At 44.5% G+C, this 16,239-nt stretch carries 12 protein-coding genes; 9 read left to right on the forward strand and 3 right to left on the reverse strand.

Annotated features, from left to right (window positions below):
- Together MHH56_RS12530 and MHH56_RS12535 are read right to left on the reverse strand one after the other, a co-directional pair.
- Complete coding sequence (locus MHH56_RS12530; protein ID WP_339208565.1) at positions 1–1,041, reverse strand: hypothetical protein; 1,041 nt, start codon at positions 1,039–1,041, stop codon at positions 1–3.
- A 213-nt stretch (positions 1,042–1,254) separates the two neighbouring features.
- The gene (locus tag MHH56_RS12535) at positions 1,255–1,968 is read right to left on the reverse strand and encodes a hypothetical protein (RefSeq protein ID WP_339208567.1); all 714 of its coding nucleotides are present in this window, start codon (positions 1,966–1,968) and stop codon (positions 1,255–1,257) included.
- A gap of 266 nt (positions 1,969–2,234) precedes the next feature.
- Between MHH56_RS12535 and MHH56_RS12540 the strand changes: the two genes are divergently transcribed.
- From MHH56_RS12540 to MHH56_RS12550, 3 genes are all read left to right on the forward strand, one after another.
- Positions 2,235–2,804, forward strand: a complete 570-nt coding sequence (locus tag MHH56_RS12540) for a xanthine phosphoribosyltransferase (RefSeq protein ID WP_076270047.1) — start codon at positions 2,235–2,237, stop codon at positions 2,802–2,804.
- A gap of 82 nt (positions 2,805–2,886) precedes the next feature.
- Positions 2,887–3,207, forward strand: a complete 321-nt coding sequence (locus MHH56_RS12545) for a hypothetical protein (RefSeq protein WP_076270046.1) — start codon at positions 2,887–2,889, stop codon at positions 3,205–3,207.
- Between the two features lie 136 nt (positions 3,208–3,343).
- A complete protein-coding gene (locus tag MHH56_RS12550) occupies positions 3,344–3,568 on the forward strand; it encodes a hypothetical protein (RefSeq protein WP_339208569.1) in 225 nt (74 codons plus the stop codon).
- On the opposite strand, the gene MHH56_RS12555 is transcribed toward MHH56_RS12550, so the two are convergent.
- Positions 3,543–6,140 carry a transglutaminase-like domain-containing protein gene (locus MHH56_RS12555; RefSeq protein WP_339208570.1) on the reverse strand — a complete coding sequence of 866 codons (2,598 nt, stop codon included), beginning with the start codon at positions 6,138–6,140 and terminating at the stop codon, positions 3,543–3,545. The genes MHH56_RS12550 and MHH56_RS12555 overlap by 26 nt on opposite strands.
- A gap of 135 nt (positions 6,141–6,275) precedes the next feature.
- Here MHH56_RS12555 and MHH56_RS12560 point away from each other — a divergent pair, with 135 nt between their 5' ends.
- The 6 genes from MHH56_RS12560 (at position 6,276) to MHH56_RS12585 (ending at position 16,199) form a co-directional block, all read left to right on the forward strand.
- Entirely contained in the window at positions 6,276–7,418 is a 1,143-nt protein-coding gene (locus tag MHH56_RS12560; RefSeq protein ID WP_339208571.1) for a GntR family transcriptional regulator, read from the forward strand.
- Positions 7,419–7,824: 406 nt separating this feature from the next.
- Positions 7,825–9,231: an extracellular solute-binding protein gene (locus tag MHH56_RS12565; protein WP_339208572.1), complete on the forward strand. Its 1,407-nt coding sequence runs from the start codon at positions 7,825–7,827 to the stop codon at positions 9,229–9,231.
- A 68-nt stretch (positions 9,232–9,299) separates the two neighbouring features.
- Complete coding sequence (locus tag MHH56_RS12570; RefSeq protein WP_339208573.1) at positions 9,300–12,251, forward strand: extracellular solute-binding protein; 2,952 nt, start codon at positions 9,300–9,302, stop codon at positions 12,249–12,251.
- 111 nt (positions 12,252–12,362) lie between these two features.
- Entirely contained in the window at positions 12,363–13,247 is an 885-nt protein-coding gene (locus MHH56_RS12575; RefSeq protein ID WP_256711010.1) for a sugar ABC transporter permease, read from the forward strand.
- Between the two features lie 4 nt (positions 13,248–13,251).
- On the forward strand, positions 13,252–14,124 hold the full coding sequence (locus tag MHH56_RS12580) for a carbohydrate ABC transporter permease (protein ID WP_076270040.1): 873 nt from the start codon (positions 13,252–13,254) through the stop codon (positions 14,122–14,124).
- A 17-nt stretch (positions 14,125–14,141) separates the two neighbouring features.
- Entirely contained in the window at positions 14,142–16,199 is a 2,058-nt protein-coding gene (locus MHH56_RS12585) for a YIP1 family protein (RefSeq protein WP_339208575.1), read from the forward strand.
- Positions 16,200–16,239 lie beyond the last annotated feature (40 nt).

Raw genomic sequence — 16,239 nt, forward strand, 5'->3', positions numbered from 1 at the left:
CTAATGAGTAATAACACGTTTGCGGATAATTAAGATGAGCCAGCCCAAGCTGACCAAGCCGAATAACGGATAAAGAGTGGACAGCAGCGGACCAAATCCGATTTGGCTGGCGACATAACATATCGCGAGGATAAGTAGAACAATCAAGCTCCGAGCCCATTTCAAACGCTCATGAAGCTGAAGGGTGAGGCCGTAAATGTCTGCAATGAGTGTCGTGAAGATTTCAGCGAAAATAATGAAAACGTAAATAAACTGTACACTAGGCCCTAGCTGCCTAGCAATCCCGCCCATCGGAATTGCGAATTGTTGAATGCCTGGCATATGAACAGAAAGCGCGATGTGACCAGCCAGCAGCATGAATCCGATACCGATTCCTCCGACCCATGAGCCAGCAATAATGACCTTGCGGTCACGAATTTCTGCTCCCAGCGGTACAAGCACAGCTTGCGACATCGAGAGGTTGAAGGCGGTATATAAAAAAGGTGAAGCCCAAGCGGCCCAGATGGAATGGTCGCTTGATAAAGTAATGAACTTGTCTGCACCTGGCGTTTGAAATGTATTGATTATGATGAGTACAGTGAACAGAAGCATAACAGGGACGACGATCGCATTGACCGTCAGAATAGCATTCATTCCTTTGCGCAGCAAAAAATAACAAGCGGCAATCGTAATAAGCAGACCTGATTGATAAGAAATATTCCAATGCTCATAAAAGATAGTGCCGGCACCTGCGAGCATAACAGCGGTTACGCCAAGGAGTACGACTAACATGAAGTGGCTGATAAGTCGTCCATATTTGTCGCCGAACAATGCTTTATTTAAGTCTTCGTACGACTTTGCTCTAATTTCACTTGCAATGAGCATCATCTTGGTGCCTAGCCAAATGAACAAAACGGTAGATATTACAATCGTGACCGTACCCCAGTAACCAAAGCGGGTAAAAAACTGAAGTATTTCTTGGCCGGTGGCAAAACCGGCCCCCACGATTGTCCCCATGTAAGTTGAAGCGATTTGTAATACTTTTCCAGTACGTTTCCACATCGTCTACCGTCCTCCGTTCGAAAACCCTCTATAATTAGAAGGTATGTCCAAACGAGGACAGGCATGACTTTTTTCAAAATATTACGATTTTCTACGGGATATTTAGAAGCAGAGAGGGCCTTCATTCTAGTAGCGGCGGTAGTGCTGTGGTATATTTCCTTCAATGGCAGCCTTGGTTTGCTCTATACATTAGTTTCGCATGCTAAATTCTGTCTAGCTGATAGCGAGAAGCTTAATGGAAATGATTTCGTTATGCTCGGGATCAAGATCCAGCTTAAGCAGCGCTTTGTTTGCTTTGTAAGTGAGCAAATATGCGGTTTGCTTCTCAGGCTTGCCGAGCGCAAGCAGTGCAGCTTCCGGATTGTCGCCAATTTGCAGGCCGCTTAGGCCAGCTTGAATGTTTTTTTCAAAAAGCTCTATAAATTGTGTTTTTTTCTTAGCATTGATTCCAATTGCAAATCCGTCATACTCAAGCACGGTAACAGGATCCGTCTCTTCCTCAAGCTTGTAGCTGTCTTGCGGATTGCCAAACTGCTTAACAACCGAAGCATGGGTATCGCCAATTGCTACGCCATGGAGAAGAGGCGCGTCTGCTTGCCACAATGCATCCTCACTTTCGGTTTTTACCGGCGCTTTGGGATTCTCTGACTTGCTGACTGCTGAGGTTTCAGCGTTTGTATTGCTGCTCGTATCCACTTTGTTCACATGAGGCTCGTCCATTTGAAGCTCATTTTCCGTTAGCTCAGAGTAAGAGTTCTGAGGACTGTTAGGCTTGCTCGTCTGCTTGGTCAGAAGAGGAGCTGTGTCATCTGTGAAAGTATCAGGCGTGGTTGTCGATGCGCTCTGGCAGCTGGCAAGCAATAAGGCAAGCGTTGAGGTTGCCGCGAGCATAGCAGCTTTTTTCGTTAATAATCGATTGGTTTTCAATGTTTACACTCCTTTCCCTATAGGAAATATCATCGGTATAATGAACCATATTTATAAATGTGCAGCTGAATTCGTTCAAGAGTTATGATATTAAATTAGACGTGTAAAATGTGGTAAAAGTTTCTCTATTTTACTGTAGATATGAAATTTCTCGCTTGAATTCGCTAGATTTTTTTTGGATTAAAAACGATCCCTTCAATAGGGTTGCACTTTTTGCCTGACCTATGGTACGTTATCAAAAAGGATTTTGGTGGAGGTAATGAAAGATGGAAAGTTTAAAACAACGTATTTTAGCAGAATCATCCGTATTGTCTAGCAATGTACTGCGGATGGATGCTTTGATCAACCACCAGGTCGACCCAGCATTGACAATGGAAATGGGACAAGAGTTTGCAAGGCGCTTCGCGGAGGAGCAAATTACGAAGGTGATAACGGTGGAGTCGTCGGGAATACCCGCTGCCTTTGCAACCGCATATACTCTAGGCGTACCGCTCGTTTTCGCTCGCCGCAAGAAGACATTAATTGCTGATCCGGATGCTTATGTGGAACGTGTTCCTTCCTTTACAAAGGGAATGGTGACTGATATTATGGTGTCCAAACAGTTTCTAACGGCTGAAGATCGGGTACTCTTTATTGATGACATTATTGCCAACGGCGATGCAGCGCGTGGATTGATAAAAATTATTCAGCGCTCGGGAGCAGCTTTAGTTGGACTTGGCGTCGTTGTCGAGAAGTCATTCCAAGCTGGAGGAAGAACATTACGGGAACAAGGAATTCGTGTGGAGCCGCTCGTTCGCATTTCATCGCTTGATAACGGTGAAATTAAATTTGAGTAATAAGTTCCAGTACAAATGTTCTTTTCGCATCCGGCATTATCGCTTATAATGGTACAGAAGTGATCGAGGGGAGGCACATACTATGGGGGAAATGTCTGCAGAGTTTATGTATACAAAGCTAAGCGATGCTAAAGTCCACTTTGAGCGTGCACTAGATTGTAAACATACGGAATTTGATGATTTATATCCTTATATGATTGAGCATCCGCAATTTTTCTGGTACAAACGTTATGTAGCATGGTCAGAGCTGCTCACTATCGTGAAGCTTTGCGACGAATTGTCTATTGAATGGCGGGAGCAATTCACTGACCGTCAAGGCGAATATATCGGCAAACGAGTGATGTCATCACGCGTGCTGGATGAGTGGTATGAAACGAATGACGCGAAAGAGCATGCAGGTTAACTTAAAGAATGATATAAGTATAAGTTAAACCTTATTATTATTTTATATTTTGAAGTAAACCTCAATGTGATGCGTAAGCATCCATTGAGGTTTTTCAATAATCATACGGGTTAGAATAGAAGCAGGAGGAATTGCAATGATAAGTGAAGAGCAATTGGATCAATATCGCGTAAGCGGTGAGACAATAAGAGTTGTAAGAGATGCAATCGAAGCAAATGACGTTAAAGGTATCGTTGTAGCATGGGACGAGTCCTCTGTCGTTATTCGCAGACCAAATCGCCGAGTAGTGAAGCTAAGCCGTACATATAGCTATACACCAGCATCCGAGGATCGGCTTAATCTTTTTCCTGAAGAGAATTAGCAATCGCATGAATGGCATCAAGCGCTTCTTTGCCGGTTCCAAGCTTGTATCCCTCTGACATGTAACGGATTCGTCCTACATTATCCAAAACAAACAGGATGGGAAACTGTTCCATCCTCTTCGGCACGATCAAGGGCTGAAAGAGGTTAAGGCCAGTGTATGACTGGTCAAGGTGGAAAGAAGCGTTTCGGGGCAAGGCAGCATCTTGTTCTAATGAGAAGGATGCGGTCAGCTTATCTTCACCCGCTGTCAATATGACTTGGCCATTCCATGCCTCAAATGCAGGAGCCAGCTCTCGAAGCTCTCTCAGCAGATGTTTTGAAGGCTCACGGTCTGGCTCGATCCAAGCGATGACTGCGCCGCGAGGCTGAACGGCTGCCTTCATGCTAATCTGTAGATAGAATAACTCCTTATCCATGGCATCAGCGGAGAGTGAGGCTAGAATTGGAATTTCCATATCCTTGCTGCAGAAGCTCAATGTCAATTTTGTTGTAGCTGATGGAGAAATGTCGAAATAAGCAAGCCGGACCTTTACCGTACCATTTGGAAGTCTTATTCCGGTTATTAACCGATATTGTCCGCATACCAATTCTATTGGCGCGTCGAATACGTCCTTTTTGCCAAAGGGGAGCATTTGTGTGTGATACATGCCCTTCGTAAAGCGCGCAATCGTGAAGTTATTGAAATAGGCGGCTTCTTCTACATCTCCTGCTATGTCTTTGATGAAATGAACAAAACCTAGTGCTGGCGCTGAGGTGCCCTCCGAACAAAAGTCAGTCCAATGGCTTAGCATAAAGTATTGCGGCCTTAAATCAGTTGGTTCAAGGCGAGCTGGTATTCCTATGCTTCTTGCTGTTGCGATTAGAAGAATATGGAAGCAAAGCCGATCGCCTTTTTGTAATTCAAAGCTGCCTAGCGGCGTGGCAGAGCCGTTATAATGATTCATGCCTTCGATAATATCAAATTCACCTGCAAGCCGTTCGTACATGGCCTCAGGTTGACCGCGATACAGCTCCTTTTCTGCCTCAGAGTAATGCTCTTGGAAACGATGCTTGTAGGGTGCAATCATCTCATAATGTATACGCGGACAAAGAAGATACTTGCTGGTAAAAGATTTATCTAAATCGGTATCCTGACTTCCAATCAGAGGCAAAGAACCAAGTAGATGATCATCTAACGAGATTTGAAACGTATCTGTCAAATCCTTTTCATGAAGTGATTCCAGCAGCAAAAGCGGCCATTCTCCATATAAAGGCGATTGATTTTGTAAGAAAGCATAAATCTCATGGCTGTTGCCTCTAGCTTTTTGAAGGACGTTCCATACCCGATCTCCATTTAGGGACAGCTGATCAGCTAGCTGAGAAGACTGCTCCAAGCTAACAAATGTTGCTTCATATGCAGCACGAATTTGGGAGCCCTCTTGAATTCGCTCACTATTTTTCTGCTTCTCTTGCTCGGTGGCGGCTGAAGTCAGCTTGCTGTCCACAGATGGCGGGGGGATCATATCAATATCCGAAATGCCGCCTCGAACTTCCTCTTTGCTCATAACCATTGTAAATTCGTTCGCGTCTCCCGTATGGATAAGTATAGAGCCCCAGCCTTCTTCGCCAACAGCATGTATATATAAGCTGCCAAGTCCAGTTGTAAGGGTAACTTGCCCGGCTTGATCTGTCGTCTTTGTCACAATAGTAGAAAACTCGGCGTAATTATACAGCTGGAAGTGTACCTTAGCACTAGATGGGGAACCAGCTTGATTAAGTACTTTGATCGTAATGGTCTTGTTTACGGCATAGTTGTCTAGTAAATTAATTTCGGTATACCAAGGATGCTGCAGCGTAATTTCCTCGGGGCCTGCATAGTTGGAGGGAACTCTCGTATTAACGAGCATAGCTCTTTGGGCAGGGGCGCTAAACCAGCCTTGGTCTAGCCTTGCTTCTGGCTCGCAAGCACCGAGAAAATGCCAACGACCGTCAGCCCAAGCTTCAACCCAAGCATGATTGGAATCACAATGGGCCCAGCGTGGTGTATAGCACTGCCTTGCAGGAATTCCGATGCTGCGGAGTGCAGCAACTGCAAGTGTGGACTGCTCTCCGCAGCGTCCGAGAGTGGTACGGATAATGGTTAAAGGAGATACGGTGCGCTGGTCGTTTCCTATGTAGGTAGCTTTTTCATGGCACCAGTAGTTAGTCTCCAAAATGGCATCTTCCATGGACAGTCCTCGAACGCGCTCGAACAATTCATTAAACAACAAGCTTCGAATATCTTCGATGTTCTCGTTATTGACCCGATATGGGAGAACAAAGTGGTAAAATAAATGATCGGACACTGTGCTGCCCCATGGCACTTTATTCCGAATAGCAAGGGAAGCCCGTACATGGCTAAGAAAAAGTTCACCATTATAATCAGCTAAGTCATTAAGAGGCATGTAGGCATATAAAAATTGCAGCGCAAACTGCTCATCCGCGCTTAAGGGCTGCTGAAAAACGCTGAATAGCTGCTCTTCACGCAAGCTGGCTAGGCTCCTTTTGTAGGCGAATTTTTCTAGAACCTGTGTTGTCCAGTCTGAATTCATAATTATGATCATCCCTCTCCTAAATACTGCAGGTATACTTGAATGAAGTTGGTATATTTAATTTGCATTATAAAGAATTGATTTGGTATAATCAATACAAGAAATGCATTACGGATAGACTGGAAGTGAATGAGCATGCAGTCCGATAACAAACCTTTGTATATGGTCATTCTTGAGGATCTCAAGGAAAAGATAAAATCGGGAGAATATTTGCCTGATCAACAACTTCCAACAGAAGTGGAATTGGCGGAGAAGTCAGGGGTTAGCCGCATTACATCGAAGCGAGCATTAATCGAGCTGGAACGTGAAGGCCTAATATACAGGAAGCGCGGAAGCGGGAGCTTTGTCAAAAAACAAGAGATTTATATCGAATCCGATACAGGCACATCAAATGCCAATCGGATTATTTCAATGATTCTTCCTTATATGGCGACACATGAATCGGACTATATAACCGGAGCATCGGACTATTTGGACGATAAAGGTTATTATTTAAGCATTCATAACAGCAATTGGAGCAGGGACAAAGAGAAGGAGCTGCTCGTTCGAATTCCTAAGAACGGTTCAAGCGGCATCATATTGTATCCCATCAGCACCATTAGCAATATCGATTTGATCAATGCTATTTATTGGAATGACTACCCGATTGTGACGATTGATCAGTACTTTGAAGGCATTCCGATTACGAGCGTTACTTCAAATAACTTTGAAGGCGGTTATGAGATCGCGAAGCAGCTGCTTGAGTTTGGCCATGAGCGAATTGCTTTTGTTTCCAGCATCAGCATCGAATTTCGCAGTTCGGTGCGGGACCGGTATCAAGGCTACTGCAATGCGCTAAAGGATTACAAAATTCCGATTGATCCTGACTTAATCGTTTCGGATTTCTATAGACAAGTAGATGAAACAAATAGCAAAACCTTCTATAAATCAATGATTACTTCGCTGATTCAGGCTGGAGTAACAGCGATTCAAGTTGAGCATGATCACCTTGCCGTCGATCTTCTTAAAAACGCGATTGAAATGGGATTGCAAGTTCCAGGACAGCTTTCAATTGCCGGCTTCGACGATCATATCATTGCGCAGCATGTAGAGGTTCCGCTTACGACCGTAGCCCAAGATTATAACGAAATAGGCCGTAAAGCGGCTGAATTAATCGTTAATCGAATTGAACGAGCTGATTTTTCACCGCAAAAATTACAAGTTCCCGTTCGTGTGGTAGAAAGAGAGTCCATTGGCATGCAGACGGTAGATGATCAAGCCTCGGTCAAATCGGTATAGGCAATCTATTATTCTGCGTCATTCATTATAGTGTAAAAAGCTGGCCATAATGGCCAGCTTTTTTATTTGGTATAATCAATAATGTATTTTACTATATTAAGTATATTCATTGTTTACAAAAAATAGTATTGCGATTATAATAACTTTTGTAAGCAGGCTAAAAGGTATATCTAATTACATAGCCAAGTCGGTTTGTAATTGAAGTGATGCACCTTGAGAACGAACCGATTGTACAACAATGGATATATCGGTTATTTTTGCTTGCGAAGAATGTAAGCGCTTTATAACTGGTTTTATTATGCCGTTAAGGAGGGCTGTTCGGTATTTCTGTCTAGAGCTTGGTTTAGCGTTTCGTAATCATGTCTTTTTAAAATTTCAATCCAATATGAATGATGGGGGATTTTAAATGAAAAAGCTAAAATTACGCTCGTTTGCAGTCATTGCATTAATACTCATGGTTTCAATTGTAGGATGCTCCGGTAAAAATGGTGCTAACAGCAATCAAGGGAAAGAAACGAATGCAGTTTCTCCGACAAATGCTGAACCAACAACAGAAGCGACTGTGGCGCCGGAAGAGAACAAATACGATTTAAAAGGTCAGACGATTAAAATCGGCGTTTGGTACGACGGAGCAGATCCAAGATTAGTAGAAGAAAAAGGTCCCGCAGAAGAAGCGCAAATCAAATTGATTGAAGCTGCGGAGAAAAAATATAACGGCAAAATTGAATTTGTAAAGTTCGGCGACTATGGAAAGTATATTGAAAATTTTACGACGACCTCTCTCTCAGGCACACCGTTTGCGGATATCGTTCGGATCGAGCTTTTCTGGGCGTTTCCACAACTTGTGAACAAACAGTTCATTCAGCCAGTTGATGAATTTTTGGATTTGAATGATCCGAAATATATTAGCTGGATGAAGGTTGGAGGAAGTTATGACGGCAAGCAATACGGGATGACGGATTCAGCTCCTTCTCCGTACGGCATGTTTTATAACAAAACGCTCGTTCAGAAGCTTGGCCTAGAGGATCCATACGAGCTTCAACAAAAAGGCGAATGGACATGGGATAAATTCCGTGAATTTGCAAAAACAGCAACGAAGGATACAGACGGCGATGGAAAAACAGATGTATTTGGCGTAACCGGCGCTTACGGTAAAGTTAAAGCATTTGCAGAGCAGATGGTCTACACGAACAACGGGGCTCTGGACAAGGATGCAAGTGGAGAATACAAATTCGCTATGAACAGTGAAAATGCGATTGAGTCCTTGCAGTTCATTTCTGATCTCTACAACACAGATAAATCGATCATGCAGCCGGTTCCTGAGGATGCAGCGAAAGAATTCATCGCTGGCAAAGGCGTTATCTATGCAGGATTTAGCTGGGAGCTTGGCACGTTTGTCGATAGTATGAAGGATCAACAACTTGGTTATGTTTTCTTCCCGAAAGGCCCTAAGGCTGATCGCTATGTTTCCTACACACCGTTTGGCAATATGTTCATGGTAGCTAAATATTCGAAAAATGCTGAAGTTGCTGTGAAAATTCTTGATGAGATTAGTCTTCATGAAGAGGGCAGAAAGCTAGCCAATGAGTCATGGGAAACTTCTTACCCAAGTAAAGAGTCGCTCGATACTCGGAAACAGATGGCCGACAACATTGAGTATATCTCCTACTATGGCATTCCAGATGGCGAGAAGCTCTTTGAAGGTGTCGTCAAAGAAATTACAGAAGGCAAAGTATCGCCGTCCACTGCAGTTGACAAAATCAAACCGCAGTTTGAAGCGAACATGAACAAATTGCTTCAAGACAACAAATAAAATTTTGTCAAAAACTCTCGGCAGGCTCCTATTTTATTAGAGAGCCTGCTAGGGAGGAGGGGGAAACGATGCGGCGACCAAGCGTTAAAGTCATTTCGTTATTGCTTCTGTCACTAGCTGTTTGCGTCTCCTTGTTTTTTCAGGAGTCCGCACTAAACGGCACGGTTACTGCTGAAGGAACATCGGCAAGCAATCGGAATACCCATTCGACGGCTTTAGATACGCCATATGAAAAGGGTGGTTATGACGAATACTTGTCTAAATATGATCCTATTCAACTGGCGGCTAACGATACGATTGTAATCGAAGGGGAGAGCTACAGCGAGGTTAAGGGAATGGAAGTTTCTATCGTTGAGAATAGAGCGGGCAATGAGGGGCAAGCGGTTCTCACGGAAGATTCAGGTGCGATTTCCTGGGCATTCGAGGTTAAGCAAGAAGGACTATACAATCTCGGTATACATTTTTATAGCGAGCCGGGCAAGGATTCAGATATTGAACGGGAGCTGTTAGTGGATGGGCAATCGCCTTTTAATGAAGCTAGAAGCATAACCTTCAATCGAATATGGAAAAACGAGAAGCAAAGCTTCGATCGCGATGCAAGGGGAAATGATCTGCTGCCTAACCAAATCGAAGAGCATATGTGGCAGGAAAGCTTAATTAAAGATAACACAGGCTTTTATGAAGAGCCTTTTTTATTTTATTTCTCGAGAGGCCAGCATACACTGACGCTGACTTCGGTTAAAGAGCCGCTCGTCATCGATTGGTTGAAGCTGTCTGCACCGGAAATTGCTCCTACATATGCTGAGGTTGCCAGCAAGTATAAAGAAGATGGGCTAAAGCAGGCTGCAGACGTTTCGATCAAGCTTCAAGCAGAGCAAGCTTTATACAAATCTACGCCAAGCTTGCTGCCTTATAATGATCGTTCTTCTCCCGCGGTCGAACCTTACCATGTATCAAAGCTTCGCAATAATGCAATGGGTGGATGGGCATGGAGAATGCCGGGACAATGGATTGAATGGGAAATTGAAGTAGAGCAAGAAGGGCTCTATCAAATCGCTTTGAAAAACCGTCAAAACTATTTGAATGGCATGTCTGCGCTGCGCTCCATTTATATAGATGGGAAGCTGCCCTTTAAGGAGTTGAAAGAGGTTCAGTTTCCATATAACCATTCTTGGCAAATGAATGTTTTGGGAACGAGCAAAGATGAGCCTTATTTATTCCATCTCACTAAAGGCAAGCATCGGTTGCGGATGGAAGTGACTTTGGGCGAGCTGGCGTCAATTTTGCGATCGGTGGAAACGAGCATTCTTGAGTTAAATGCCATGTATCGCCAAATCATCAGCTATACAGGTACCGTTCCGGATACCTTCCGTGATTACAATCTGGAACAGCGCATCCCTGAAATGATTGAAGTGTTTGAGAAACAAAGCGAGCTGCTTTATAGCATTGCGAGCAGTATGGAAGGACCATCCGAGAGTGGAAATGACCGTACAGCGATTATTAATAGACTAGCGTATCAGCTTAAGGACATGGCGGGCCGCCCGGAATCCGTACCATCACGGATCGAAGCATTTAAGACGAATGTTGGCGCGCTTGGCTCATGGATGCTTACAATCAATGAACAGCCGCTTGCTTTGGATTATTTGATCGTTAGCTCGCCAGAAGCAAAGCTGCCGAAGCCCGAAGCAACCAGATGGGCAAAGATGTTAACTGGGATCAAATCGTTCGCAGCATCCTTTAGTGAAAATTACGATGATTTCTCGGATGAAGAAGAGACGAAGCAAAGCGTTACTGTATGGGTCACATCGGCTCGTGACCAAGCACAAGTCATTAAACGATTGATAGATGATCGTTTTACGAGTACGACGGGCATACATGTGAATTTAAAACTCGTAAGCGCGGATGTGCTTCTACCGTCAACCGTCTCGGGGAAAGGGCCGGATGTTGCTTTGCAGGTTGGCAACGACTTGCCGATGAATTACGCGAGCCGCAGCGCTCTTCAGGATTTATCTGCGTTTCCAGATTATCCGGAAGTACAGCAGCAGTTTCTGGCCAGCGCCATGGTGCCTTATGAATATAAAGGAAGCTATTACGCATTGCCTGAGCAGCAAACGTTTCCAATGATGTTTTTCCGAAAAGATATATTGGAGGATGAGCTTCATTTGGAAGTGCCGGAAACGTGGCAGGATGTCTATGATATGCTCCCTACGCTCCAGAAGCATAACTTGCAGTTTGGTTTACCGCAAAAGCCGCTTGATTCCATTGGCAATGAGCTTGCAACGACGAATATTATGACGCTTCCGCCAAATCCTGCATTTGCGATGTTTCTGCTTCAGCAAGGCGGCCAGTTTTATAAGGACGGTGGTAAATCGAGTGATTTGGATTCAGAGACATCGATTTCGGAGTTCAAGAAGTGGACCGATTTTTATGTCAATTATAAAATTCCAATCGCAGCTGATTTCGCAAACCGCTTCCGAACAGGCGAAATGCCAATCGGTATCGTCGATTATACGATGTATAACAAGCTGACTGTTTTTGCGCCTGAGATCAAAGGGCTGTGGTCATTTGCGCCTGTTCCAGGCGTTGCTGCTGCCGATGGTTCCTTCCACCGCGAGGTAGGCAGCGGAGGCTCGGCATCGATTATGTTCAAGCAAGCGAAAAACAAAGAAGAGGCGTGGACCTTCTTGAAATGGTGGACAGGCAAAGATACGCAGGTTGCTTTTGGCAGACAAATGGAAATTCGAATGGGTGCTGCTGCTAGATACCCAACGGCAAATATGGAAGCGTTAGCTTCACTTCCTTGGCCAACAAAGGATTTTCAAATGCTGCAGGAGCAAATGAAATGGGTTAAGGGCATACCAGAGGTTCCGGGTGGATATTTGACAGGCAGAAATATCGATAATGCATTCCGCCGTGTTGTCGTTCAAGGAGAAGATCCGCGTGAAACGATGGACAAATATGTAAGGGCGATGAATGAGGAAATTACATTAAAGCGCAAGGAATTTAATCTTCCTTATTAGAAACGAGGGGCTTAAATGAAACAGCAGTTAGCAGCCCGCCCCGTAACGAGGGGGAAAGGCGATTCACGTATTCTAGCTCACGGGAAAGAGCTGAAGCCAAAATTAACGCGCATGTTTGTTGAAATGAAAAAAAGTAAACACGCTTATGTGCTGCTGGCACCATACTTTATTATTTTCTGCACATTTACTGTACTCCCTGTGCTATTATCGCTGCTGCTCAGCTTTACGAATTTTAATTTTCTTGAGAAGCCTAGGTGGATTGGCTGGCAAAACTATTCAAGATTACTCGTTCAAGACGATATTTTTCTGATTGCGGTAAAAAACACGTTTTTGTTCGCGGCCATTACGGGGCCGATTAGTTACTTGGCATGCTTCTTATTTGCATGGCTTATTAACGAACTAAGGCCGAAGATAAGAGCTTTCCTAACGCTCGTCTTGTATGCGCCATCGATTGCGGGCAATACCTATTTGATTTGGCAGCTATTGTTCGCAAGCGACTCTTATGGTTATGCGAACTCCTTTCTAATGAAGTGGGGCTTCATTATGGAGCCGATTCAGTGGCTGCAAGATACGAGGTATGTGCTGGGCATTCTTATTCTCGTTCAGCTATGGCTAAGTCTCGGCACATCCTTTCTAGCCTTTATCGCAGGGCTGCAAAATGTAGATCGCACCCTGTACGAAGCGGGAAGCATTGACGGCATTCGCAACCGCTGGCAGGAATTATGGTTCATAACACTGCCTGCTATGCGTCCACAGCTGATGTTTGGTGCGGTTATCCAAATTACGTTGGCGTTCTCCATTGCAGAGATCTCCATCTATATGATCGGTTTTCCAAGTGTGGATTACGCAGCACACACCATTGTTACACATTTGGTTGATTACGGATCCATTCGGTATGAGATGGGCTATGCGTCGGCGATTGCCACGGTATTGTTCAGTATCATGCTCCTTACAAATCTCTTAACGCAGAAGCTGCTGGGAAAAGTGGGTGAGTAGAGGGATGAAACGATCTTTTAAAGTGTCAAAGAGGCTCAATCGTTCCTTGTCAGTCGATATACTGCTGTTTCTACTGCTTGGCGGCGTCGCTTGTTTTATGGCATTGCCGCTTGTGTTCACGATCAGCAATGCATTTAAGCCGTTGGATGAAATTTTCTCCTTTCCTCCAAAGCTGTTCGTTCGAAATCCTACTTTCAAAAATTTTAGAGATTTGCTTGGTATATTCAGTGATTCGTGGGTGCCCTTCTCAAGATACGTATTCAATACTTTTTTCATTGCTATCGTGGGCACCGTGGGGCATGTCATTTTTGCTTCGGCAGCGGCTTACCCTCTTGCCAAGCTTAAATTTCCGGGGAAACGAGTGTTGTTCTCGCTCGTTGTACTCTCCCTTATGTTTACCGCCTACGTTACACAAGTGCCGAACTACATGATCATATCGTGGCTTGGTCTGATTAATACGTATTGGGCGATATTGCTGCCTGCTTTCGGCATGACTCTAGGATTGTATCTCATGAAGCAATTCATGGAGCAAATCCCGGATGCTCTGCTAGAAGCAGCCAAAATTGACGGAGCGAGTGAATACCGAATTTATTGGCAAATTATTATGCCGATCGTTAAGCCAGCTTGGCTGACGTTAATCATTTTCTCCTTGCAAAGCTTATGGACAAATGGCTCAGTAACGAGCCACAAATATATTTACAGCGAGCAATTAAAAACGGTAGATTACGTTTTTGGCCAAATCGCAAGCGGAGGACTTGTTAGAACAGGACCGGTAGCTGCGGTAACACTGCTGATGATGCTTGTGCCGATCACCGTATTTATCGTAACGCAGAGCAATATTATTCAAACCATGTCTACATCAGGCTTGAAGGAATAACAGGAGGGAAGCAACGGATGAAGAGAATCATCGCCGCGTTATTTATCGCATCGCTCATGATCGGTGCGGCCGCTCCTGTTGCAGAAGCCGCAATAGATACCTATCAGTATTCCTATTGGGGAGATGCTGTGCCCTCGCCGAATGCATACAAAATGGAGCAAGTCATTTACGGTGACAACTGGAGCAGTGGACGTCTTGCTTCGCCAATGGATATGTTCGTTGGCAAGGATGAGCGAATATACATTGCGGATACGGGCAATAACCGAATCATTATATTGAACAAGGAATTTCAAGAAGAACTGGTCATTTCCAAATTTGAGAATGAAGGAAAAGAAGATGCGCTGAATAAGCCGGAGGGGGTATTTGGCACAAACGATGGTCTCATCTATGTGGCAGATACACTCAACCGAAGACTTGTCGTATTTGATACTGCGGGTAAGTTCATACGAGCAATAGTCGAGCCTAAATCAACGCTGCTGCGGCCAGGGTTTCAGTACGCGCCAATTAAGGTAGCTGTTGATAAAGCGAAGCGAATATTAGTCGTTAGCCGCGGGTCTTACGAAGGAATGATGGAGTTTGACGATGAAGGGCAGTTTATCGGCTTTATTGGAACGAACCGCGTAAAGTTCAGCCCGATTGATCTGTTCTGGAAACGGATATCGACCAAAGCACAGAGACAGCAAATGGAGCAGTTCATACCGCTTGAATTTAACAATCTCGATCTTGACGAGGACGGGTTCATCTACACCTCAACCTCAGAAGAGGATTCGAACCGGCCGATCAAACGGCTGAATCCATCGGGAGCTGATATTTTGCGGAGCAAGGGTTATTTTCCGCCCAAGGGTGATATTGGCACTTTGAAGACGGGGACCAATCCGGGCAGCTCCATATTCATCGATGTGGCTGCGGATCAAGCTGGCATGTATTCCGCACTCGATTCTAAGCGGGGACGGATATTTACTTACGACAAGGATGGAAATCTGCTGTACGTGTTTGGAGGATTAGGAAGCAAGCAGGAGAATTTCCGTACCCCCTCTGCCATTGAAATTATGGATGATCATATACTTGTGCTGGATAAAGATAACGGACGGTTGACCGCATTTGAGCCAACCCGCTATGGCAGCTTGATTAGGGAAGCCGTTATTTCGCTTTATCATGGCAAAACAGAGCAATCCACAGCCGCTTGGGAGAAGGTGCTTCAGCTAAACGGAAATGTGGAGGTGGCCTATTTAGGAATCGGCAAATCTCTGCTCAAAAAAGGCGAATATCATGAGGCGATGTCTTATTTTAAGCTTGGGAACAACAGGGAGTATTACTCCGAAGCCTTTAAGGGTTATCGAAAAAGCATCGTGCTGGCGCATTTTGGCACTATTGTTCTCGTAGTTGCACTAGCTGTTGTACTTGGTTTTGCCCTCATGAAGTGGAATCGGAGAAAGGTGAATGGTCAGCACTTTCAGGAGTTCGGCATTATCAAAAATCCTTTCTACACGATGATGCATCCCTTTAATGGCTTCTGGGAAATGAAGTACGAGCAAAAGGGCAGGCTCAAGCTCGCTTTCGGCATTGTGTTTCTGCTTGTCATCTTCACCATTATTAAACGGCAATACAGCGGCTTCGTCGTCAATTTCAACAACCCAAGCCAATTGAACAGCTTGAACGAATTAACTTTTATCGTATTGCCTTTTGTTCTGTGGTGTGTTGCGAACTGGTCCTTAACGACCTTGATGGATGGTGAAGGTAAATTCAAGGAAATTGTGATGGCGACAGCTTATGCGATGATGCCATTGGTTATCATTTATTTGCCTCAAACGCTGTACAGCAATTTAATTACAGGCAGCGAAAGCTCGTTCTATTATTTGCTTGATGGGGTTGCCCTGATCTGGTCAGTATGGCTGTTCTTCACAGGTACGATGACGGTGCATCAATATTCAGCTGGGAAAACGGTTATGACGATGCTGCTTACACTTGTTGTCATCGGAATTATTGTTTTTATCGGGGTATTATTATTCAGCATGCTTCAGCAGATGATCAGCTTCGCCATTTCTGTCTATAAGGAATTATCGTTCAGATTGTAGCGTGCGGGAAGGAGAGATGGTCGTGACAGGTAAGAGGAAG

It is taken from the genome of Paenibacillus sp. FSL K6-3182, from assembly GCF_037976325.1.
GTDB lineage: Bacteria > Bacillota > Bacilli > Paenibacillales > Paenibacillaceae > Pristimantibacillus.